General features: G+C 72.7%; 20 protein-coding genes. 9 read left to right on the forward strand and 11 right to left on the reverse strand.

The window, feature by feature from the left end; all coding sequences use genetic code 11:
• Window positions 1–79: 79 nt before the first annotated feature.
• From PZC42_RS12285 to PZC42_RS12325, 9 genes are all read left to right on the forward strand, one after another.
• Window positions 80–1,063 carry a metal ABC transporter solute-binding protein, Zn/Mn family gene (locus PZC42_RS12285; RefSeq protein ID WP_277211486.1) on the forward strand — a complete coding sequence of 328 codons (984 nt, stop codon included), beginning with the start codon at window positions 80–82 and terminating at the stop codon, window positions 1,061–1,063.
• Entirely contained in the window at window positions 1,060–1,866 is an 807-nt protein-coding gene (locus PZC42_RS12290) for a metal ABC transporter ATP-binding protein (protein WP_277211488.1), read from the forward strand. The genes PZC42_RS12285 and PZC42_RS12290 overlap by 4 nt, the downstream gene beginning before the upstream one ends.
• A 14-nt stretch (window positions 1,867–1,880) precedes the next feature.
• Window positions 1,881–2,801 carry a metal ABC transporter permease gene (locus tag PZC42_RS12295; protein WP_277211932.1) on the forward strand — a complete coding sequence of 307 codons (921 nt, stop codon included), beginning with the start codon at window positions 1,881–1,883 and terminating at the stop codon, window positions 2,799–2,801.
• On the forward strand, window positions 2,798–3,208 hold the full coding sequence (locus PZC42_RS12300; protein ID WP_277211490.1) for a Fur family transcriptional regulator: 411 nt from the start codon (window positions 2,798–2,800) through the stop codon (window positions 3,206–3,208). Before PZC42_RS12295 ends, PZC42_RS12300 begins: the two co-directional genes overlap by 4 nt.
• Before the next feature lie 33 nt (window positions 3,209–3,241).
• Window positions 3,242–3,808: a DedA family protein gene (locus PZC42_RS12305; protein WP_277211492.1), complete on the forward strand. Its 567-nt coding sequence runs from the start codon at window positions 3,242–3,244 to the stop codon at window positions 3,806–3,808.
• A gap of 57 nt (window positions 3,809–3,865) precedes the next feature.
• Complete coding sequence (locus PZC42_RS12310; protein WP_277211494.1) at window positions 3,866–4,903, forward strand: FecCD family ABC transporter permease; 1,038 nt, start codon at window positions 3,866–3,868, stop codon at window positions 4,901–4,903.
• Between the two features lies 1 nt (window position 4,904).
• Window positions 4,905–5,942, forward strand: a complete 1,038-nt coding sequence (locus PZC42_RS12315) for a FecCD family ABC transporter permease (RefSeq protein ID WP_277211497.1) — start codon at window positions 4,905–4,907, stop codon at window positions 5,940–5,942.
• A complete protein-coding gene (locus PZC42_RS12320; RefSeq protein ID WP_277211499.1) occupies window positions 5,939–6,835 on the forward strand; it encodes an ABC transporter ATP-binding protein in 897 nt (298 codons plus the stop codon). Before PZC42_RS12315 ends, PZC42_RS12320 begins: the two co-directional genes overlap by 4 nt.
• 124 nt (window positions 6,836–6,959) lie before the next feature.
• Entirely contained in the window at window positions 6,960–8,018 is a 1,059-nt protein-coding gene (locus PZC42_RS12325; RefSeq protein ID WP_277211501.1) for an ABC transporter substrate-binding protein, read from the forward strand.
• An 18-nt stretch (window positions 8,019–8,036) separates the two neighbouring features.
• Here the strand turns inward: PZC42_RS12325 and PZC42_RS12330 are convergent, their stop codons facing one another.
• The 11 genes from PZC42_RS12330 to PZC42_RS12380 all read right to left on the reverse strand — a co-directional run bounded on the left by PZC42_RS12330 (window position 8,037) and on the right by PZC42_RS12380 (window position 20,022).
• The gene (locus tag PZC42_RS12330) at window positions 8,037–8,834 is read right to left on the reverse strand and encodes an isoprenyl transferase (RefSeq protein ID WP_277211503.1); all 798 of its coding nucleotides are present in this window, start codon (window positions 8,832–8,834) and stop codon (window positions 8,037–8,039) included.
• Entirely contained in the window at window positions 8,834–9,568 is a 735-nt protein-coding gene (gene recO / locus PZC42_RS12335; protein ID WP_277211505.1) for a DNA repair protein RecO, read from the reverse strand. Before recO ends, PZC42_RS12330 begins: the two co-directional genes overlap by 1 nt.
• An 87-nt stretch (window positions 9,569–9,655) precedes the next feature.
• Entirely contained in the window at window positions 9,656–11,431 is a 1,776-nt protein-coding gene (gene leuA, locus PZC42_RS12340; protein WP_277211507.1) for a 2-isopropylmalate synthase, read from the reverse strand.
• 183 nt (window positions 11,432–11,614) lie between these two features.
• A complete protein-coding gene (locus PZC42_RS12345) occupies window positions 11,615–13,345 on the reverse strand; it encodes a DUF7937 domain-containing protein (RefSeq protein WP_277211509.1) in 1,731 nt (576 codons plus the stop codon).
• Window positions 13,346–13,443: 98 nt separating this feature from the next.
• A complete protein-coding gene (locus PZC42_RS12350) occupies window positions 13,444–15,033 on the reverse strand; it encodes an alpha/beta hydrolase family protein (protein ID WP_277211511.1) in 1,590 nt (529 codons plus the stop codon).
• Window positions 15,034–15,090: 57 nt separating this feature from the next.
• On the reverse strand, window positions 15,091–16,041 hold the full coding sequence (gene era / locus PZC42_RS12355) for a GTPase Era (RefSeq protein ID WP_277211513.1): 951 nt from the start codon (window positions 16,039–16,041) through the stop codon (window positions 15,091–15,093).
• Window positions 16,038–17,363 carry a hemolysin family protein gene (locus PZC42_RS12360; RefSeq protein ID WP_277211515.1) on the reverse strand — a complete coding sequence of 442 codons (1,326 nt, stop codon included), beginning with the start codon at window positions 17,361–17,363 and terminating at the stop codon, window positions 16,038–16,040. Before PZC42_RS12360 ends, era begins: the two co-directional genes overlap by 4 nt.
• Window positions 17,364–17,371: 8 nt before the next feature.
• The gene (ybeY, locus tag PZC42_RS12365) at window positions 17,372–17,824 is read right to left on the reverse strand and encodes an rRNA maturation RNase YbeY (RefSeq protein ID WP_277211516.1); all 453 of its coding nucleotides are present in this window, start codon (window positions 17,822–17,824) and stop codon (window positions 17,372–17,374) included.
• A complete protein-coding gene (locus PZC42_RS12370; protein WP_277211933.1) occupies window positions 17,821–18,873 on the reverse strand; it encodes a PhoH family protein in 1,053 nt (350 codons plus the stop codon). The genes ybeY and PZC42_RS12370 overlap by 4 nt, the downstream gene beginning before the upstream one ends.
• A 2-nt stretch (window positions 18,874–18,875) precedes the next feature.
• Complete coding sequence (locus PZC42_RS12375) at window positions 18,876–19,229, reverse strand: HIT domain-containing protein (RefSeq protein ID WP_277211519.1); 354 nt, start codon at window positions 19,227–19,229, stop codon at window positions 18,876–18,878.
• Between the two features lie 10 nt (window positions 19,230–19,239).
• Window positions 19,240–20,022, reverse strand: a complete 783-nt coding sequence (locus PZC42_RS12380) for a 16S rRNA (uracil(1498)-N(3))-methyltransferase (RefSeq protein WP_277211521.1) — start codon at window positions 20,020–20,022, stop codon at window positions 19,240–19,242.

Consider the following 20,022-nt stretch of genomic DNA (forward strand, 5'->3'; position numbering starts at 1 on the left):
GTCTCAGCGCAGGTACCGTGACCAACGCCCCACCCGATCGCTTTGACTTCCCTTCCCACCAAGGCTGAGAATCGTTCTCATGACTCGCCGTGCCCCGCTCGTGCTCGCCGCCCTACCCCTCGCGCTCGCCCTCGTGGCGTGCTCTGCCGCGGACGGCGGAACCGGAGACGGCACCGGCGACGACGGCGTGCGGGTGCTCGCCAGCTTCTACCCGCTGCAGTACGTGGCCGAGCAGGTCGGCGGCGACCTCGTGAGCGTCGACAACCTCACTCCCCCGTCGGCGGAGCCGCACGACCTCGAGCTCGCCCCCGCGCAGGTGCGGGCGGTCGGTGACGCCGACGTCGTCGTGTTCCAGTCCGGCTTCCAGCCCGCGGTCGACGAGGCCGTGGCGGCCCGCGCCCCGCAGCACGTCGTCGACGCCGCCGAGGTCGTCGCGCTGGAGGCGGAGCCCGGCTCCGTCGGGCACGCGGGCGAGACCGCCGAGGAGCACGCCGAGCACGCCGACGACGACGCTGCGGACAGCCACGACCACGGAAGCCTCGACCCGCACTTCTGGCTCGACCCCACCCTGCTGGTCCCGGTGGCCCACGAGGTCGCCGCGCAGCTCGGTGCGGCCGACCCGGACAACGCCGCGACCTACACGGCGAACGCGGAGAACCTGGACGCCACCCTGCAGGACCTCGACACGGAGTACGCGGCCGCGCTGGAGGCCTGCCAGGGCGAGACCCTGGTGACGAGCCACGCCGCCTTCGGCTACCTGGCCGAGCGGTACGGGTTGTCACAGGTCGGCATCTCCGCCCTCGACCCGGAGGCTGAGCCGTCCCCGGCACGGCTGCGCGAGATCGGCGCCGTCGTCGTCGACAACGACGTGCGGACGATCTTCACCGAGACCCTCACCAGCCCCAAGGTCGCTGAGACCCTCGCCGGCGACCTCGGTGTCACCACCGCCGTGCTCGACCCGCTCGAGGGCCTGTCCACCGAGCTCTCCGCCTCCGGGGCGGACTACATTTCCATCATGGACGACAACCTCGCCGCCATCACCGAGGGCCTGGGCTGCGCGTGAGCACTCCCGTCATCGACGCTCGCGGCGTGCACGTCCACCTGGGCGCCAGCCACGTGCTGCGCGGCATCGACCTGCGGGTCGACTCCGGTGAGGTCGTCGCCCTCCTGGGCGCCAACGGCTCCGGCAAGTCCACCCTCGTGCGCACCGTGGTCGGTGTGCTGAGCCCGTCCCAGGGGCAGATCAGCCTGCTCGGGAGCCCGCTCGGCAACGGTGTCCCCTGGCATCGCGTCGGATACGTCCCCCAGCGCGTCAGCGCGGCGGCGGGCGTGCCGTCGACCGCGGCGGAGGTCGTCGCCTCCGGCCTGCTGCACGGCCGTCGCCTCGCCCTGCCCCGTGGCTGGAGGCGTCAGGTCCGCGAGGCGCTCGACCAGGTCGGGCTCGCCGACCGCGCCGACGACGCCACCGGCCAGCTCTCGGGCGGTCAGCAGCAGCGCGTCCTCATCGCGCGCGCCCTGGTCCGCCGCCCCGAGGTCCTCGTCCTCGACGAGCCCGTGGCCGGCGTCGACCGTCCCAGCCAGGAGGCCTTCGCCGCGACCATGACCCGGCTGATCGGTGACGGCCTGACGGTGCTGGTCGTCGTCCACGAGCTCGGCGAGCTCGCGGGTCTCGTCACCCGCGCCGTCGTGCTCCGGCACGGCCGGGTGGTGCACGACGGCGCCCCGCCGCGTCCGCACCCGGACCACGACGCCGCAGGGCACCAGCACGTGCACCCGCACACCTCGGAGCTGCCCGTCCACAGCGAGACCGAGTTCGGCCTCACCGACGGACCTTTCGGCGTCGGCGCGACGGAGGTGCACCCGTGAGCGAGCTCAGCCACATGTTCGGCGACCCCCTCATGCAACGAGCTCTCGTCGCCGCGCTGCTCGTCGGCGTCAGCGCGCCGGTGGTCGGCACGTACCTCGTCCAACGGCGGCTTGCGCTGCTGGGTGACGGCATCGGGCACGTCGCCCTGACCGGTGTGGCGCTCGGCTGGCTCGTCGGCGCGGGCCTGGGGCTGGTGCCCAACGACGTCCTGGCCATCCCCGGCGCGGTGGTCGCCGCCGTCGTCGGCTCCGTCCTCATCGAGGTCGTCCGACGGCGCGGACGCACCTCCGGCGACCTGGCCCTGGCCATCATGTTCTACGGCGGTATCGCCGGTGGCGTGCTCATCATCGGCATCGCGGGCGGGTCGTCGGGAAACCTCATGGCGTACCTGTTCGGGTCGATCTCGACCGTCACGTCGACGGACCTCGTCCTGACCGTCGTCCTGTGCGCCCTCATCCTGCTGGTCGGGATCGGGTTGCGCCCCGCCCTGTTCTCCGTGAGCCACGACGAGGAGTTCGCGGTCTCGTCCGGGCTGCCCGTCTGGGCGCTCAACATGGCCGTCGCGGTGCTCGCCGCGCTCACCGTCACCGTCGCGATGCGCGTGGTCGGGCTGCTGCTCGTCTCCGCGCTGATGATCGTGCCGGTGGCGATCGGCCAGCTCGTCACCCACTCGTTCCGCCGCACCATGGCGGTCGGCTCGGTGATCGGTGTCGTCGTGTGCGTCGTCGGCCTCAGCGCGACCTACTGGTACCCGGTCTCGCCCGGAGCCCTCATCGTCGTCCTGGCGATCGCCGTGTACGCGGTCGTGGCAGGCTTGCACCCGCTGCTGGCACGTCGCCAGCCCGCGCGAGACCCGCACCCCGACATCCCCGACGACGTCGAGGTCGATGTCGCCGCCACCACCACCGGGACCGAAGGAGAGTGCGAGAGATGAACCAGCAGCTGCGCATGACCAAGCAGCGCGCCGCCGTCGCCGGCGCGCTGGACGCCACCGACGAGTTCCGCAGCGCCCAGCAGCTGCACGAGCTGCTGCGCGACCGCGGTGACGCCGTCGGCCTGGCCACCGTCTACCGGACCCTGCAGGCGCTCGCCGCGGGCGGCGAGGTGGACGTGCTGCGCACCGACGACGGCGAGGCCCTGTACCGCCGGTGCGCACGCACCGAGCACCACCACCACCTGGTGTGCCGGTCCTGCGGACACGCCGTCGAGATCGACGGGCCCACCGTCGAGTCGTGGGCGGTCAGGGTCGGGGCGTCGCAGGGGTTCTCGGACATCGAGCACACGATCGAGCTGTGGGGCACCTGCGCGGACTGCCGCGCGGCGGCGGCGCACTCAGGTTAGGCCAGGCATACCTCAGCAAGGCATGATGGGGGCATGCTTCTCGCCCCGACCGTGTCCGCCGCGGCCGACGACGCCGGGCGCCACGGCGTCTTCACGCTCGAGGGCTTCCCGTTCTGGGCCGTCTACGTCATCGCCTTCTGCATCGTGATGGCACGCGCCCAGGCGACGTACTGGCTCGGCCGGGGCGTCGCCCGTGGCATGGGAGGGACCCGGGTGGCCCACCTGCTGGCCTCGCCGCGTGCGGTCCAGGTCGTCGACCGGATCCACCGGTGGGGACCGCCGGCCGTGACCGTGTCGTTCCTCACGGTGGGTGTACAGACGATCGTCAACCTGGCTGCCGGGTACCTGCGGATGCCGTTCCCGCGCTACCTCGTGGCACTCTTCGTCGGCTGCCTCCTCTGGGCGGCCATCTGGACCACCGTCGGCACGGCCGTCGTCTACGGCGCGATCCTGCTCTTCCTGCTCCACCCGGCGGCGCTCGCGGCGGCGGCCGTGCTCGCCGCCGGTGCCGTCGCCTGGCTCCTGCACCGCCGTCGCCATCGGTCGCGCCGGGCGGAGCCCGCTCCGCACGCAGCGGGCGTGGCGACCGAGCAGCACTGAGCACGCGCGCCGCGGACCCGTTCCGGACCACACTCGACGCTGTGTCAGACTTAGGCAATGCTTACCTCACCGCAGGTCACGTCCTCGGACGCGGCCCGTCAGGTGGCGATGCGGACCCGCCGACAGGTTGCGGCCTGCGCGATCACCCTCGGTGCGCTGACCCTCATCGTGGTCGCCAGCCTCGTGCTCGGCGTCCGTGACGTCTCGCTGCCCGTCGTCTGGGAAGCGCTCACCTCGCCCGTCGCCGGGAACGTCGACCACCAGGTGATCGCGGGACAGCGCGTCCCGCGCGCACTCGTCGGGATCGCCGCCGGGCTCGCCCTCGGTGTCGCCGGCGCCGTCATCCAGGGCGTCACCCGGAACCCGATCGCCGACCCCGGCCTGCTCGGGCTCAACTCGGGGGCCTCGCTCGCCGTCGTCTGCGCGGTCTGGCTGCTCGGCCTGACGGCTCCGTCGCAGTTCGTCTGGTTCGCCTTCCTGGGTGCGGCCGCCGCTGCGGCACTCGTGTTCTCCATCGGTGCCGGCCAGCCGGTGCGGCTCGCCCTCGTCGGCGCGACCGTCACCGCGCTGATCACGCCGCTCATCACCCTGGTGCTGCTGCGTGACCCGCAGGCCTTCAACCTGTACCGGTTCTGGGCCGTCGGCTCACTGACAGGCCGCGGCCTCGACACGCTCACGGTCGTCCTGCCGTTCATCGCCGTCGGCACCGTCCTGGCCGCCGGGCTGGCACACCGGCTCAACATGCTGGCGCTCGGCGACGACGTCGCCCGCGGCCTCGGCCAGCGGGTCGGCGTGACCCGCGCCGTGGCCGGCCTGACCATCGTGCTCCTGGCCGGGTCCGCGACCGCGCTGGCCGGTCCCGTCGCGCTGGTGGGCCTCGCCGTGCCGCACGCCGCCCGCCGGCTCGTCGGCACGGACTACCGATGGGTCGTCGTCCTGTCCGCGCTGCTCGGCCCGGTGATGCTCCTCGGCGCAGACGTCATCGGACGCCTGGTGCTGCCCGGTACCGAGCTGGAGGCCGGCGTCGTGGCGGCCGCCATCGGCGCCCCGGTGCTGGTCGCGGTCGCGCGCGGCCGCAAGGTTGCGGGGGTGTGAGATGACGCCGCTGACCGTCACCCCCGCCGTGACCGCCGTGCGCACGCGCCGTTCCCGCCGCCGCGCCGTCGTGCTCGCCTCCCTGGCCGTGCTCGTCGTCGCGTTGGCCACCCTCGCGCTCACCGTCGGCGCCGCGTCCCTGTCTCCGGGCCGCGCCCTGCTCGCCCTGTTCGGCGTCGGCGACGCCGGCGACCTGTTCGTCGTCCAGCGACTGCGGCTCCCCCGCCTCGGCGCCGCGCTGCTGGCCGGGGCAGCCTTCGGCCTGGCCGGCGCGCTCTTCCAGTCGACGCTGCGCAACCCGCTCGCGAGCCCGGACATCCTCGGCATCGCCGGCGGCGCCTCCGTCGGCGCCGTCACCGTGCTGCTCGGGCTGGGCATGACGGGCATGGCCGTGTCGCTCGGCGCGTTCCTCGGCGCCGCCACCATCGCGCTGCTCATCTGGTTCTTCGCCTGGCGGCAGGGCCTGCACTCGATCCGGTTCGTGCTGGTCGGCGTCGGGTTCGCCTACCTGGCCGCCTCGCTGCTCGCCTGGATGCTCGCCAGCGCGGACGAGCGTGACGCCGCCACCGCCCTCGTCTGGACCGTGGGGAGCGTCGCGGACGTCCGGGGTGCCGAGCTCGTGATGCTCGGCGTGGGGCTCGCCGTGCTGACCCTCGCCGCCGCCGTCGTCTCCCGGTGGCAGGGGCCGCTGGCGCTCGGGGACGACCACGCCCGGGGTCTGGGCGTCGCCACCGACTCCGCCCGCGTGACCACGCTCCTGGTCGCCGTCGGCCTCGTCGCGCTCGCCACGGCGACCGTCGGCCCGTTGGCCTTCGTCGCGCTCGTCGCCCCAGCCATCGCCCGGCGGCTGACCGACGACGGCGGACCCGCGCTGTCCGTCTCGGTCGCCACCGGTGCCGCGCTGGTCCTGTCGGCCGACATCGTCGCCCAGCACGGGCTGCTCGGCGTCGCTGCCCCCACCGGCATCGTCACCGGCATCGTCGGCGCCCCGTACCTGCTGTGGCTGCTCGCCACCCACGAGAGAAGAACCCGCGCATGATCGACATCCCTCCCACCACCGTGACGCCACGCGCCTCGAGCAGCTCAGGCGCCTCCCGTTCCGGCGACCTGACGGCCCACGGTGTCTCCATCGGCTACGACGGCCACCCGGTCATCGAAGGCCTCGACCTCACCCTGCCCGAGGGCCGGGTCACCGCGATCGTCGGCCCGAACGCCTGCGGCAAGTCGACGCTGCTGCGCGGGCTGGCACGGCTGCACCCCCTCACCGCGGGGCGGGTGACGCTCGGGGAGCAGGAGGTGACCGCCATGCCGCGCAAGGCGCTGGCCCGGCTGGTCGGCGTGCTCCCCCAGTCCTCCGTCGCTCCCGACGGCGTCCGGGTCGCCGAGCTCGTCGGTCGCGGCCGCTTTCCCCACCAGGGCTGGTTCGGTCGGCACAGCAGCGACGACGACGTCGTGGTGCAGCGCTCGCTCGTGGCGACCGGTGTGGCGGACCTCGCCGACCGGCCGGTGGCCGAGCTGTCCGGCGGCCAGCGCCAGCGCGTCTGGATCGCGATGGTGCTTGCCCAGGAGACCGACGTCGTGCTGCTCGACGAGCCCACGACGTTCCTGGACGTCACCCACCAGGTCGAGCTGCTCGACCTGTTGCACGACCTGAACCGCGAGCACGGCACGACGGTGGTCATGGTGCTCCACGAGCTCAACCTCGCCGCCCGGTACGCCGACCACCTGGTGGTCATGAGCGCTGGCCGGGTGGTCGCGCAGGGCACGCCGGCGGACGTGCTGGACGAGGCGACCGTCCTGGAGGCCTTCGGGCTCGACGCGAGGGTGGTGCGGGACCCGGTGGCCGGGTCACCCATGATCGTGCCGATCGGCCGGCACCACCGGCCGGACGGCACCCCGGCTCCGGACGGGTCCACCGAACCCACCTCGTGAGCGACCTCACAGCGAGAAGTGCTCACGGAGCGGATCCGGGCCTACACATCGCCATCTAGTGAGGTTAGCCTTGCCTCAATCATCGTCACTCGCGAGCCGATCGCGAGCCCACCGAGGAGTACCCGTGCGTCTTCGCCGTTCCCTGACCACCGCCGTCGGTCTCGCCGCCGTCGGCATGCTCGCCCTGACCGCGTGCGCCGCCGAGTCCGCTCCACAGGCGGGCACGGGCGAGCAGGCCACGGCCACCGACGAGGCCGCCGGCGCCACCGACGAGTTCCCGATCACCATCACCCACGCCCTGGGTGAGACGGTGATCGAGTCCGCACCTCAGCGGGTCGCGACGTGGGGCTGGGGCACCACCGAGGCCGCCCTCGCCGTCGGCGTCGTCCCGGTGGGCGTCGCCGAGCAGACCTGGACCGTCGGCGAGCAGGCGCTGCTGCCCTGGGTCGAGCAGGAGTACGAAGCGCTCGGCGCCGAGCTCCCGGTCATCCTCACCGACGCGGAGGGCGGCGCCTCGGTGCCGTACGAGGAGTTCGTCGAGGCCGACCCGGACCTCATCCTCGCCCCGTACTCGGGGATCACCGAGGAGCAGTACGACGTGCTCTCCGACATCGCCCCCGTCGTCGCCTACCCCGAGTCGCCGTGGACGACGCCCTGGGACGACATCGTGACGCTCACCGCCGAAGCACTGGGCCGTTCCGCCGCCGGTGAGCAGGTGCTCGCCGACATCGACACCTCCGTCGGCGACCTGGCCGCCGAGCACCCCGAGATGGAGGGCAAGACGTTCGCGGCGATCGTCGACTCGCCCTCCGAGGGCCTCGTCTACGTCTACACCCCGGCCGACCCCCGCGTCGGCATCCTCGAAGGTCTCGGCGTGGTGTCCGCACCCTCGGTGGACGAGCTCGACACCTCCGACGGCGGGTTCTTCTACACGCTGTCCTACGAGGAGCTGGACAAGCTCGAGTCGGACTTCCTCATCGCCTACACGTACACCGAGGAGGAGGCCGAGACCTTCGGTGAGGGTGAGGAGCTCCAGGCGATCCCGGCCGTGGCCGCGGGCAACGTCGTCAAGGTCGTGGGCAACGTCGCCGTGTCCTCCGTCTCCCCGCCGACGGCCCTGTCCTACGACTGGCCCGACGGCGTCCCGGCGATCGTCGACCAGCTCGCGGAGATCTACGGCTGACCCCACCGACGCACGGCGCTACGGGGTCGGGGGGGTGGCGTCGACGGCGCCTCCGTAGCGGCGGTCGCGGCGGGCGTACTCCTCCACCGCGCGCCACAGGTGCCGCCGGTCGACGTCGGGCCACGGCTCCGGCAGGAACACCAGCTCCGCGTACGCGGCCTGCCAGATCATGAAGTTGCTCGTGCGCTGCTCGCCGGACGACCGCAGGAACAGGTCGACGTCCGGCAGGTCCGGCTCGTCGAGGTACTTCTGCACCGTCCTCTCGCTGACCCGGTCCGGGTTGAGCCGGCCCGCGGCCGCCTCGCGCGCGATCGCCGCCGCCGCGTCGGCGATCTCCGCCCGGCCGCCGTAGTTGACGCACATCGTCAACGTGCAGCGGTCGTTGGCGCGCGTCATCTCCTCGGCGACCTGCAGCTCCTTGATCACCGACCCCCACAGCTTCGGCCGGCGCCCGGCCCACCGGATCCGCACTCCCCACGACGACATCTCGTCCCGCCGTCGGCGGATGACGTCGCGGTTGAAGTTCATCAGGAAGCGCACCTCGTCCGGCGACCGCTTCCAGTTCTCCGTGCTGAACGCATACGCCGAGACGTGCTTGACGCCGATCTGCACCGCGCCGGCGACGACGTCGAGCAGCGACTTCTCGCCCTGCTTGTGCCCCTCCACGCGCGGCAGGCCGCGTGCGTTGGCCCACCGCCCGTTGCCGTCCATGACCACCGCGACGTGGTTCGGCACGAACTCGGCCGGGATCGCCGGCGGCGTCGCACCGGACGGGTGGGGGTACGGCTCGGCGTACTGCTGCGGGGCGCGGGGCATCAGGCCTCTCTCTCGATCATGCGCAGCGAGCGCAGGGTGCGCTCGAGGTAGAACTGCGAGTAGGCGGCCACCAGACCGGCCGCCTCGGTGCGGTGCCGCCGATCGGCGACGTCGGCGACGTCCCAGTCGCCCGCCAGCAGGGCGGCCAGGAGCGTGAAGGTCTCGGGTGCGGGCGCCGTCGAGCCCGGCGGGCGGCAGCGGGTGCAGACCGCGCCGCCCTGGGCCACGGCGAACGCGTGGTGCGGCCCCGGCTCGCCGCACCGGGCGCAGTCGGTGAACGACGGCGCCCAGCCGGCCACGGACAGCGCCCGGAGCAGGTAGGAGTCCAGCACCAGGCCGGGTGCGTGGGCGTGGGCGGCGAGTGCGCGCAACGCGCCTGCGAGCAGCCAGTACTGCTGGACCGCGGGCTCACGCTCCGCAGACACGAGACGGTCCGCCACCTCGAGCATCGCCGCGCCCGCGGTGTACAGACCGTAGTCGGCACTGATCTGGCTGGCGTACGCCCCGACCGTCTCGACCTGTGTGACCGAGTCCAGGTTGCGACCCGTGTGCAGCTGGACGTCCACCACCATGAACGGCTCCAGGCGTGCCCCGAAGCGCGACGAGGTGCGGCGCACCCCGCGACCGACGGCGCGGACCTTGCCGTGCTCGCGCGTCAGCAACGTGATGATGCGGTCGGCCTCGCCCAGCTTGTGGGTGCGCAGAACGATCGCGTCGTCTCGGTACAGGGGCACTCGGCCATTGTCCCAGGTACACCCGACACGACGTGTCAGGGCGGGCGCGGGAGGATCCGCGCGCCCGCCCCGACGACCGACCCGCTGTCAGCGACGTTCGGCGCGGTTCACGGCCGAGACGATCGCCTCGAGCGACGCCGTGGTGATCGACGGGTCCACGCCGACCCCCCACAGAACGTCGTCGCCGACGGCGCACTCGACGTACGCAGCGGCCGAGGCGTCCCCGCCCTCCGACAGTGCGTGCTCGGCGTAGTCGAGCACGCGGACGTCCAGCCCGACGTGCGCGATGGCGTCGACGAACGCCGCGAGGGGCCCGTTCCCGGTCCCCGTCAGCGTGTGCTCCTCGCCCCGGTCGACCACGTCGACCTCGAGCTGCGTCGCCCCGTCCTCGCCCGACGACGTCCGCGTGCGCCGCAGCCGCAGCCGACCCCACGGCTCCAGCCCGGAGGACGGGTCGACCGGCAGGTACTCGTCGGAGAAGATCCGCCAGATGTCCGCGCCCGTGACCTCCTTGCCCGCCGTGTCGGTGTGTCGCTGCACAGCGGCGGAGAACTCGATCTGCAGCCGGCGCGGCAGCTCCAGGTGGTGCTCGGTCTTGAGCAGGTAGGCGACGCCACCCTTGCCGGACTGGCTGTTGACGCGGATGACCGCCTCGTAGGAGCGGCCGAGGTCCTTGGGGTCGATCGGCAGGTAGGGCACGCCCCACGTCAGGTCGTCGACCGCCTTGCCCTCGGCCTGAGCACGGGCTGCCATGTGGTCGAAGCCCTTGTTGATCGCGTCCTGGTGCGAGCCCGAGAACGCCGTGAAGACCAGGTCGCCCACGTAGGGGTGACGCTCGTGGACGGGCAGCTGGTTGCAGTACTCGACCGTCCGGCGGATGGCGTCGATGCCGCCACCCACCGTGAAGTCGATCTGCGGGTCGATTCCCTGCCCGAACAGGTTCATGCCGAGCGTGACCAGGTCGACGTTGCCCGTGCGCTCACCGTTGCCGAACAGGCAGCCCTCGATGCGGTCGGCGCCGGCCTGGTAGCCCAGCTCGGCGGCGGCGACGGCGCTGCCGCGGTCGTTGTGCGGGTGCAGGGAGAGCACGACGTTCTCGCGGTACTTCAGGTGACGGCTCATCCACTCGATCGAGTCCGCGTAGACGTTCGGAGTGGCCATCTCGACCGTGGCAGGCAGGTTCACGATGACGGGACGTTCCGCCGTCGGCTCCAGCACGTCCAGGACCTCGTTGCAGATCCGCGCCGCGAACTCGAGCTCGGTGCCCGTGTAGGACTCCGGCGAGTACTCGTAGTAGACCGTGGTCTCCGGCACGGTCTCCTCGAGCTTGCGGCAGATCTTGGCGCCCTGCAGGGCGATGTCGACGATGCCGTCCATGTCGGTGCGGAAGACGACCTCGCGCTGCAGGATCGACGTCGAGTTGTACAGGTGCACGATCGCCTGCTTCGCGCCGCGGATCGCGTCGTAGGTGCGCTCGATGAGGTGGTCGCGGCACTGGGTCAGCACCTGGATCACCACGTCGTCGGGGATCCGGCCCGACTCGATGAGCATGCGCACGAAGTCGAAGTCGGTCTGCGACGCCGAGGGGAAGCCGACCTCGATCTCCTTGTAGCCCATCTGCACGAGCAGCTCGAACATCCGCAGCTTGCGCTCGGCGTCCATCGGCTCGATGAGGGCCTGGTTGCCGTCCCGCAGGTCGACGGCGCACCAGCGGGGCGCCTTCTCGATCCGGCGGTCGGGCCACGTCCGGTCGGGCAGCTCGACGGTGATCTGCTCGTGGAACGGCACGTAGCGGTGGTACGGCATCCCGGAGGGGCGCTGCGGGTTGACGGCGGCGATCCCGGTGGGTTCAGCGGTCTGCATCAGAGGTGTCCTTCGGTGGGGGCTCATGTTTCGGCCGGCGCACCAGAATCCACCGCGGCGAGGTTCCGGCCTCTAGTAGGCCCCGCCGCGGCACGGAAGGAGGAGGCTCACCACGTGCTGCACAGTGACACCGTACACCGTGCGTGCGGTACGTCACGTGGGCGTCCGACGACGTCGGTCCGGTCACCGACGCGTGCGCAGCGCGGCGTCCACGGCCGGGTCGCCCAGGGCGCCCAGCCAGTCGAGCAGCGCCGGGTACGTCGACGGGTTCGCCGCGACGTGGGGGCGCAGGTGCGGCGCCTCCTGGACGATCTGGGCAAGGTCCGCCAGCGGCGTCGTCGGGTCGAGAGCCTGCTCCGGCGACCAGCGCGATCCCGGGACGTCCGCCACGGGCGGCAGCACCTGCGTCTGGTGCGGCTGCTGAGGGGGCGGCTGGTCGACGGCCGACGACGGCGAGGTCGCGGACCGGCCCTGGGCCGCGCGTCCCTGCGCGACCTCGACGGGGGCCATCTGCTGGGTCGCGTCGGTGCCAGCCGCCCAGGTGCCACGCCAGCGAGAGCCGGCCTCGGCGGGCGACGCGGCGACCGGCTCGTGGACGGCCGTGTCCTGGGTGGCGGCGGGCTGGTCCGACGGTGCCACCTCACCCAGGGGCGCCCCGGCCGCCGTCGGGCTACCGCCCGCCGAACCCTCGCCGTAGGACGTCGCGCTGCCGGTCGCGGCAAGGTCGTCGAGCTGCGTGTCCTGCGAGGCGACGAGGGCACGCACCGAGGGAGGGACGAGCAGCGCCCCGAGCACGATGGCGGGCAGCGCCAGCGCCAGCAGCAGCTCCTCGACGTGCGACCGGGTCCCGACGCCCGCCCGGGCCACCAGGATCACGAGTCCCAGCACGACGACCACGCAGGCGGCGCCGACGGCGGTGGCGTGCGCCGAGCGCGGGTCCCTCTGGAGCGCACGTCGTGCGAGCAGCGCGACGACCACGACCAGCACACCGACGATCAGCCGGAGCACCGGCTCGGCGCCGAGACGGACGCCCTCGACCCCTGCGCCGACGGCGGCGAGGCGCACGATCGCGACGATCGCCACGAAGGCGGCCACGACCATCATCAGCTCGAAGGCTCGCACCGCGACCCGGACCCACCGTGCAGCGCTGACCTCGGCCGCCTCTCCCTGCGACGCCGCGACCCGACCCACGACGGACGGCACGGCGAGGGCGGCGACCACGGGCAGCAGGAGCAGGCCGTAGCGGTTCGCGTGCAGCGACTCCACCCAGGAGTGCTGGGCGCCGCCGCCGAGCAGCGCGAGCTCGAGCGCGACCGCGCCCCCGATGGCGACGAGCACGATGCCCGCGGCGTCGTCCCCGTGCAGGAACGACCACACCGTCAACCACAGCACCCCGAGCACGAGGACCGCGGACAGGACGGCACCGAGGACGTCCGGCCACAGCGCCCCGTCGACCACGGACGTCAAGGGGTTGGCGACCGCCGTCACGGCCAGCACGACCGCTGCGACGAGGACGCCGCGCGTGGACGGCAGCGCCGCCGCCACCGCTGTCGCGGTCAGCCCCATCGCCAGACCTGCGCCGATCCCGCCGGCGCCCACCGCGAACACGTCGAGCACGGCGTGCAGCAGGGCCACCAGGACGAACGGTGCGAGCCCGACCAGGCGGGACCGCGGCTCGCTGACCCGCGCCCACCCTGCCGGCAGGATCCCGACACGCTGGGCGTACGGAGCGGCGACGGCCAGGATCGCCAGCACCGTGGTCAGCACGACCCACAGCAGGTCGCTGCCCCGGTGCACGGCGTCCCAGGGCAACGGGAGCGCCACGAGGAACGCGACGACGGCCACGACGTCGCGGACGACCTCGCGGGTCGGGACACCTGCGAACGGTGACCGGGGTAGAACGGCGTCGGACATGAGTGCGGACTCCCTGCATGGGTGATTGACCGAAGGACCGGTCGAGGTCGTTTCTACCCGACGCGACCCCCTCGCGTCAGGTCGTGGGCCGCGGCGCGTCAGATCCCGAGCTGGTACACGCCCCAGTAGGCCAGCGTGAGCAGCAGCGACACCGATCCGACGACGACGCACCACAGCACGACGTGCGCCGGTGCGTAGCGGACCACCCTCGCATCACCGACCGACCGACGCGCCGAGCGGACGTCGGCGACGCGCTGCAGGAGGATCGCAGCCGCGACGGCGGTGGCGACCCCCAGCAGCCGGACGGTGACCCAGCCGCCCTGGACGACCAGGTCGTTGCGCTGGTAGTCGAACGCCAGCCGCGCCACGGACAGCAGGTACACCGCCAGGGCGCCGGTCGTGGCGACGGCGCCGAACCCGAGGGCCACGAGCGCCGGCCCGACGCCCGGCGCGAAGGGTGGCACCGACCCGTCGTCACGCCGTCGGACCACCGGCCCGACGACCGCCACGGCGCCCCACGCACCGAGGGCCAGCACGACCAGACCCGTGCCGCCGAGGACGGCGGCGACGACCACGTCTCCGTTGCCCCACCAGAGCGGCTGCGGCACCGGAGCCGCCAGGAAGAGCTGCTCCGGTGTCGCACCCGCGACCTGCGGCGCCGCGTCCGCCGTCCCTGGCAAGCCCTGGACCCACGCGGCGAGGTCGCGTGCGAAGTCGGCGTGCAGCGGGTACTCGCTGCCCTCGGCAGCCTCGTCGCGCACCCGGATCCCGTGGTCGGCGTTCTCGTAGTAGCGGACGGTCACCGGGGCCGGGCCCGGTCCGACGGCCGTGTCGGCGAGGATCAGCCGCGCACCCTGCTCGATCGGCATCGAGGCGTCGGCGGTGCCGTAGACCACCAGCACGGGCGCCGTCTGCCTCTCCAGCCACGGGCGCACGTCGAAGTCGGCGTACGTGAAACCTCCCCCGGGAAGTTGCATCCCGACGGCGCGAGGGATCGCGCGGAACACCTGGTCGGGTACGCCCGTGTTCCGCAGGTAGCTGTCGACGGCGAAGGCCGCCTGCTCCCGCGGCGGCACGACCGGAGCGGACGCGAGGATCGTGAACGCGATCGAGGGGTCGTCGACCTGGAGCACCGGGGCGATCCAGGCGCCCTCCGACTCGCCGTACACCCCCACGCGGGCGGGGTCCACGCCGTCGACGTCGCGCAACAGGTCGACCGACCGCGCGTAGTCGAGCGCCATGGCCTCGTAGTCCCGCTCCCGCAGGGAGTAGGTGTCCAACCGCTTGTCGGGCACGAGCGTGACCACACCGGCGCTGGTCAGTGCCGTCGCCGTCGCGGTGAACGCCTGGGTGGAGAGCCCGGTCCCGGCGCCGTGGACGAAGACGACACCCGGCCGGCTGGTCAGCAGGCTGCCGTCGGCGTCCAGCGGGCGACGCAGCAGGCCCCCCACCGTGGTGCCGTCCAGCTCGATCGTCACCGGCTCGGTGCGCACCTCGTGATCGCCCACCGCGCCGATGTCGCCGTCGGCCACGGCGGCCGGGTCGACCCCTCCGATCGTCGTGTCGGAAGTCGCCGGGGACACGTGCTCCGTGACGGGTTGAGGGTCCCACTGCGGCCCCGCGACGGCGCCGACCACGGCCAGGCCGACCAGCAGGGCCGCACTCGTCGCGATCGTCCGGAACACCACTCGACGGATGCTACTCGCCGGAGGGGCATCGCGATCGCTCGACGGCGGATGCCGGGATCAGAATCCGAGTCGCTGGAGCTGCTTCGGGTCCCGCTGCCAGTCCTTGGCGACCTTGACGTGCAGGTCGAGAAAGACGCGCGCGCCGAGCAGCTTCTCGATCCCCTCACGCGCCACGGTGCCGACCTCGCGCAGACGAGAACCGCCGCGACCGATGATGATGCCCTTCTGGCTCTGACGCTCCACGAAGAGCGTGACGCGCACGTCGAGCAGCGCCCGCCGGCCCGTCTCCTCGTCCGCGGATCCATCACGCTCGACGATCTCCTCGACCGAGACGGCCAGCGAGTGCGGCAGCTCGTCACGCACCCCCTCCAGGGCCGCCTCACGGACGAGCTCGGCGATCATGACCTCCTCCGGCTCGTCGGTGAGTTCACCACCCGGGTAGAGGTCCGGCCCCTCCGGCAGGTGGGCCACCAGGACGTCGGTGAGCTCGGCGACCTGGAACCCGCCCTGGGCGGAGACCGGCACGATCGCCGACCAGTCGAGATCCATCGACCGGGCGAGCTGGTCGACCGCCATCAGGTGCTCGGCCAGGCGCCCACGGTCGACCAGGTCGGACTTGGTGACGACGGCGACCACCGGCACCGGCCGACGTCCCTGCATGAGGGGAGCGAGCTTGCTCGCGATGTACTTGTCGCCGGGCCCGATCTTCTGGTCCGCGGGCAGGCAGAACGCGACGACGTCGACCTCGCTGAGGGTGTCCTGGACCAGGGCGTTGAGCCGCTCGCCGAGCAGCGTGCGCGGACGGTGCAGCCCGGGGGTGTCGACCAGGACGAGCTGGGCGTCCTCGCGGTGCACGATCCCGCGGATGGTGTGACGCGTCGTCTGCGGCCGCGCCGACATGATCGCGACCTTCTCCCCGACCAGGGCGTTGGTGAGGGTCGACTTGCCGACGTTGGGGCGGCCGACCAGGCAGGCGAAGCCTGACCGGTGGGGGATCTCGTGCGTCATGCGGGGACGTCCTTCTGATCGTGCGGTACGACGGCGTCGTCCGCTGCTTCGGGTGCGCTCCTGCGCACCAGGATGCTGGCGAGCTGCTTGCGGCGCCCCTCGACGCGCTCCGCCTCGAGACGCAGCGCACCGACGTCGGCGCCTGCGCCGGGCAGCGGCACCTTGCCGAGCGCCTTGGCGAGCAGGCCCCCTGCGGTGTCGACGTCGTCGTCGTCGAGGCGCAGGCCGAACAGGTCGCCGAGCTCGTGGACGGGCAGCCTGGCCGGCACGCGCCAGACGCCGTCGCCGAGATCCTCCGGCTCGGGTTCCGGCGCGGTGTCGTGCTCGTCGGTGAGCTCGCCCACGAGCTCCTCGATGATGTCCTCCACCGTGACGAGGCCGGCCACTCCCCCGTACTCGTCGACCACGATCGCGATGTGCGAGCGCCGCGCCTGCATGTCTCGCAGCAGGTCGTCCGCCGGCTTGGACTCCGGGACGAACACCGGGCCACGGACATGATCGATCACCGGGCGGTCCTCGGCGGTCGGGTCGGCGTCGAGCAGCCGTGCCACGTCCTTGAGGTACACCACGCCGACGAGGTCGTCCACGGTCCGGCCCACCACGGGCACGCGGGAGAAGCCGGACCTCAGGAACAACCGCATCGCCTTGCGCAACGGAGTGTGCGCGGCCACCGTCACCATGTCGGTGCGCGGCACCATCACCTCCCGGGCCAGCGTGCCGCCCAGCTCGAGCGCGGAGCGGAGCAGCTCGCGCTCCTCGGCCTCGATGGACTCGTTCTCGCGGACCCGGTCGGCCATGTCACGCAGCTCGTCGGTCTCGGGAGGGGCCGCCTCTCCGGGCGTACGGCGGCGAGGGACCCACGCCACCGTACGGTGGACGACACCGAGCGGACCCGCCAGCGCGACCAGAGCACGCGCGGGGTGGTGGTGTGCCCACGTCCGTGGGCTGAACCGCAGGAGCAGCACACCGCCCACCAGGCCGGCGATGGCGACGCCGAGCAGTGCCTCCCACCACCCGTCGAACCAGTCGGCCAGCAGCAGCGTGAGGGCACCGACCGCGACGGACTCCGCGAAGACCCGGACGAGCGCCATCGACACGGGCACCGCGGGTTCGGCCGCCAGGTACTGGGCGCGTCGGATCCGGCGGATGCGGGCCGGTGAGACGGCCGAGCCGTCGTCGTCGCCGGCGAGCGCCTCGGCGAGCGCGGCCGCGAGCGACGCCTTGGTCACCCGCTGCACCGCCGTCTGGCCCGCGCTGAGCATCGCGGAGACCGCCAGCGCCACGGCGAGGATCAGCCACAGCACGACGTCGGGTGCGTCCACCGCGCTCGTCACCGCCCGGCGAGGAACGTGAGCAGGAGCCGGCGCTGCAGCGCGAACATCTCCTTCTCCTCCTCGGGCTCGGCATGGTCGTACCCGAGCAGGTGCAAGATGCCGTGGGTGGTGAGCAGCAGCAGCTCCTCGACCGTCGAGTGGCCCGCCGCCTGCGCCTGCCGCGCCGCCACGTCCGGGCACAGCACGATGTCACCGAGCGTGCCGGGCGGGGTCTCCTCGCCCTCCCGGCCCGGACGGAGCTCGTCCATCGGGAAGGAGAGCACGTCGGTGGGGCCAGGCTCGTCCATCCACTGCACGTGCAGGTCGGTCATCGTGGCCGTGTCGACGAAGAGGATCGACAGCTCGCTGGACGGGTGCACGTGCAGGCTGTCGAGGGCGAAGCGGGCGAGCGCCGCGAACTCCGCCTCGTCGACCTCGTGGCCCGACTCGTTGTTGACCTCGATGCTCACCGGCGTCCCCCTCGGTCGTGATGGCTGCCCCGACGAGGGCCGTCGCCGGCCGGCCGCGACGTGTCCCACCGCGCATAGGCGTCGATGATGTCGCTGACGAGACGGTGGCGCACCACGTCGGAGCTCGTCAGGCGGCAGAACTCGACGTCGTCGACCCCGGTGAGGATGTCCTCCACCACCCGGAGCCCGGACGTCGTGCCGCCCGGCAGGTCGACCTGCGTCGCGTCGCCGGTGATGACCATCGTCGAGCCGAACCCGAGCCGGGTGAGGAACATCTTCATCTGCTCGGCCGAGGTGTTCTGCGCCTCGTCGAGGATGATGAACGAGTCGTTCAGCGAACGGCCCCGCATGTACGCGAGCGGAGCGACCTCGATCGTCGAGGACTCGATGAGCTTGGGGATGGAGTCGGGGTCGACCATGTCGTGCAGCGCGTCGTACAGCGGACGCAGGTACGGGTCGATCTTCTCGCTGAGCGAGCCCGGCAGGTAGCCGAGCTTCTCGCCGGCCTCGACGGCGGGCCGGGTGAGGATGATCCGGTTGACCTGCTTGGCCTGCAGCGCCTGGACCGCCTTGGCCATCGCCAGGTACGTCTTCCCGGTGCCGGCCGGTCCGATGCCGAACGTGATGGTGTTCGCGTCGATGGCCTCGACGTAGTGCTTCTGCCCGACCGTCTTGGGCCGGATCGTGCGGCCCCGGCTGGACAGGATGTCGAAGGTCAGGACCTCGGCCGGGCGCTGGGCCGGTGTACCGGCGAGCATCGCCACGGACCGCGAGACGACCTCCGGGGTGAGCGGCGTCCCGGACTCCACCACCTCGACGAGCTCGTCGAGGAGGCGGGAGACGATCACGACCTCCGGGGCGGGTCCGCGCACGGAGATCTCGTTGCCTCGCGCGTGCACGTCGACGCCGGGGAACCCGTCCTCGACCGCGCGCAGCACGGAGTCCCGGCTGCCCAGCAGGGCGACCATCGGCACGTGGGCAGGGACGACGACGCGGTGCTCGGCGGTGTGCGTGCTCACGGGCTGGTCGGAGGCGGCAGAGGTCGACATGCTCAGGCTGGGCTCCATCCGAGCTGGGTACCGGCGATGACGTGCCCGTGGACGTGGAAGACGCTCTGCCCCGCCCGCGGGCCCGAGTTGAAGATGAACCGGTATTGGCCGTCGGCGAGGTCATGCGCGACGGAGTCGGCCACCTCGACCACCTCGGCCAGCAGTCCCGGGTCGGCCGCCGCGAGCACGGAGACGTCACCGTGGTGCTCCTTGGGCACGACCAGCACGTGCAGGGGCGCCTGCGGTTCGATGTCCCTGAAGGCGATCACGCGCTCGGTGGTCTCCACGACGTCGGCGGGCAGCTCCCCGGCGACGATCCGGCAGAAGAGGCAGTCGGCCTCGGCGGTGTCGTTCATGCGCTCCACGCTACCGCCACCGGCCCAGACGTTCGCTCAGGAGCGCCACGGCGACCGGTCCGGCTGTGGAGGTGCGCAGCACGTGCGGCCCGAGCCGCGCGGTGGTCGCACCCGCACCGGTGAGAGACGCGAGCTCGTCCGTCCCGATCCCGCCCTCCGGTCCCACGATCACGAGCAGCTCCGGCGCGACGCTGCCCGTCGCCGGCTCACCGGCGACGGGCAGCGTGACGTCGGCCAGCGCCGTGGTCGCCTCCTCGTGCAGGACGACGACGGCGCCCCCGGCGGCGAGGACGTCCCGCGTCCGCGCGACGAGCTGCTTGGTCGTGACGTGCTCGGACACCGCCGGCAGCCAGGCACGGCGAGCCTGCTTCACGGCGGCGCGTGCGGTCGACTCCCACCTCGCCCGGGACTTGGCCGCCCGCGGCCCCCGCCACACGACGACGGACCGCTCGGCCTGCCAGGGAACGACGGCGTCGACGCCGACCTCGACGGCAGCCTCGACCGCGAGGTGGTCGCGGTCCCCCTTGGCGAGGGCCTGCACGAGCGTGAGCACCACGGTGGGCGCGGGCTCGTCGGCACGCTCCTCGACCAGCAGGTGCACGTCGGTCCCGTCGACCGACTCCACGACGCACCGCAGCCGGGTCCCGGCGCCGTCGACGACGTCGAGGGCTTCGCCCGGTCCCCGTCGCTGCACGACGCCGGCGTGGCGGCCCTCGTCGCCACCCAGCACGTAGACCGCGCCGGGCCGCACCTGGCTCAGGTCGTCCGTGGCGAGGAAGACCGGGGCGCTCAC

The organism is Isoptericola croceus (genome assembly GCF_029382255.1).
In the GTDB taxonomy this organism is placed as follows: Bacteria; Actinomycetota; Actinomycetes; order Actinomycetales; family Cellulomonadaceae; genus Isoptericola; species Isoptericola croceus.

Excerpts from the sequence above, each read along its gene's own strand:
- PZC42_RS12285 (WP_277211486.1), top strand. The coding sequence starts at position 80 with ATGACTCGCCGTGCCCCGCTCGTGCTCGCCGCCCTACCCCTCGCGCTC.
- PZC42_RS12295 (WP_277211932.1), top strand. The coding sequence starts at position 1,881 with ATGTTCGGCGACCCCCTCATGCAACGAGCTCTCGTCGCCGCGCTGCTC.
- PZC42_RS12300 (WP_277211490.1), top strand. The coding sequence starts at position 2,798 with ATGAACCAGCAGCTGCGCATGACCAAGCAGCGCGCCGCCGTCGCCGGC.
- PZC42_RS12305 (WP_277211492.1), top strand. The coding sequence starts at position 3,242 with ATGCTTCTCGCCCCGACCGTGTCCGCCGCGGCCGACGACGCCGGGCGC.
- PZC42_RS12310 (WP_277211494.1), top strand. The coding sequence starts at position 3,866 with ATGCTTACCTCACCGCAGGTCACGTCCTCGGACGCGGCCCGTCAGGTG.
- PZC42_RS12315 (WP_277211497.1), top strand. The coding sequence starts at position 4,905 with ATGACGCCGCTGACCGTCACCCCCGCCGTGACCGCCGTGCGCACGCGC.
- PZC42_RS12320 (WP_277211499.1), top strand. The coding sequence starts at position 5,939 with ATGATCGACATCCCTCCCACCACCGTGACGCCACGCGCCTCGAGCAGC.
- PZC42_RS12330 (WP_277211503.1), bottom strand. The coding sequence starts at position 8,834 with ATGCCCCGCGCCCCGCAGCAGTACGCCGAGCCGTACCCCCACCCGTCC.
- leuA (WP_277211507.1), bottom strand. The coding sequence starts at position 11,431 with ATGCAGACCGCTGAACCCACCGGGATCGCCGCCGTCAACCCGCAGCGC.
- PZC42_RS12345 (WP_277211509.1), bottom strand. The coding sequence starts at position 13,345 with ATGTCCGACGCCGTTCTACCCCGGTCACCGTTCGCAGGTGTCCCGACC.
- era (WP_277211513.1), bottom strand. The coding sequence starts at position 16,041 with ATGACGCACGAGATCCCCCACCGGTCAGGCTTCGCCTGCCTGGTCGGC.
- PZC42_RS12370 (WP_277211933.1), bottom strand. The coding sequence starts at position 18,873 with ATGTCGACCTCTGCCGCCTCCGACCAGCCCGTGAGCACGCACACCGCC.
- PZC42_RS12375 (WP_277211519.1), bottom strand. The coding sequence starts at position 19,229 with ATGAACGACACCGCCGAGGCCGACTGCCTCTTCTGCCGGATCGTCGCC.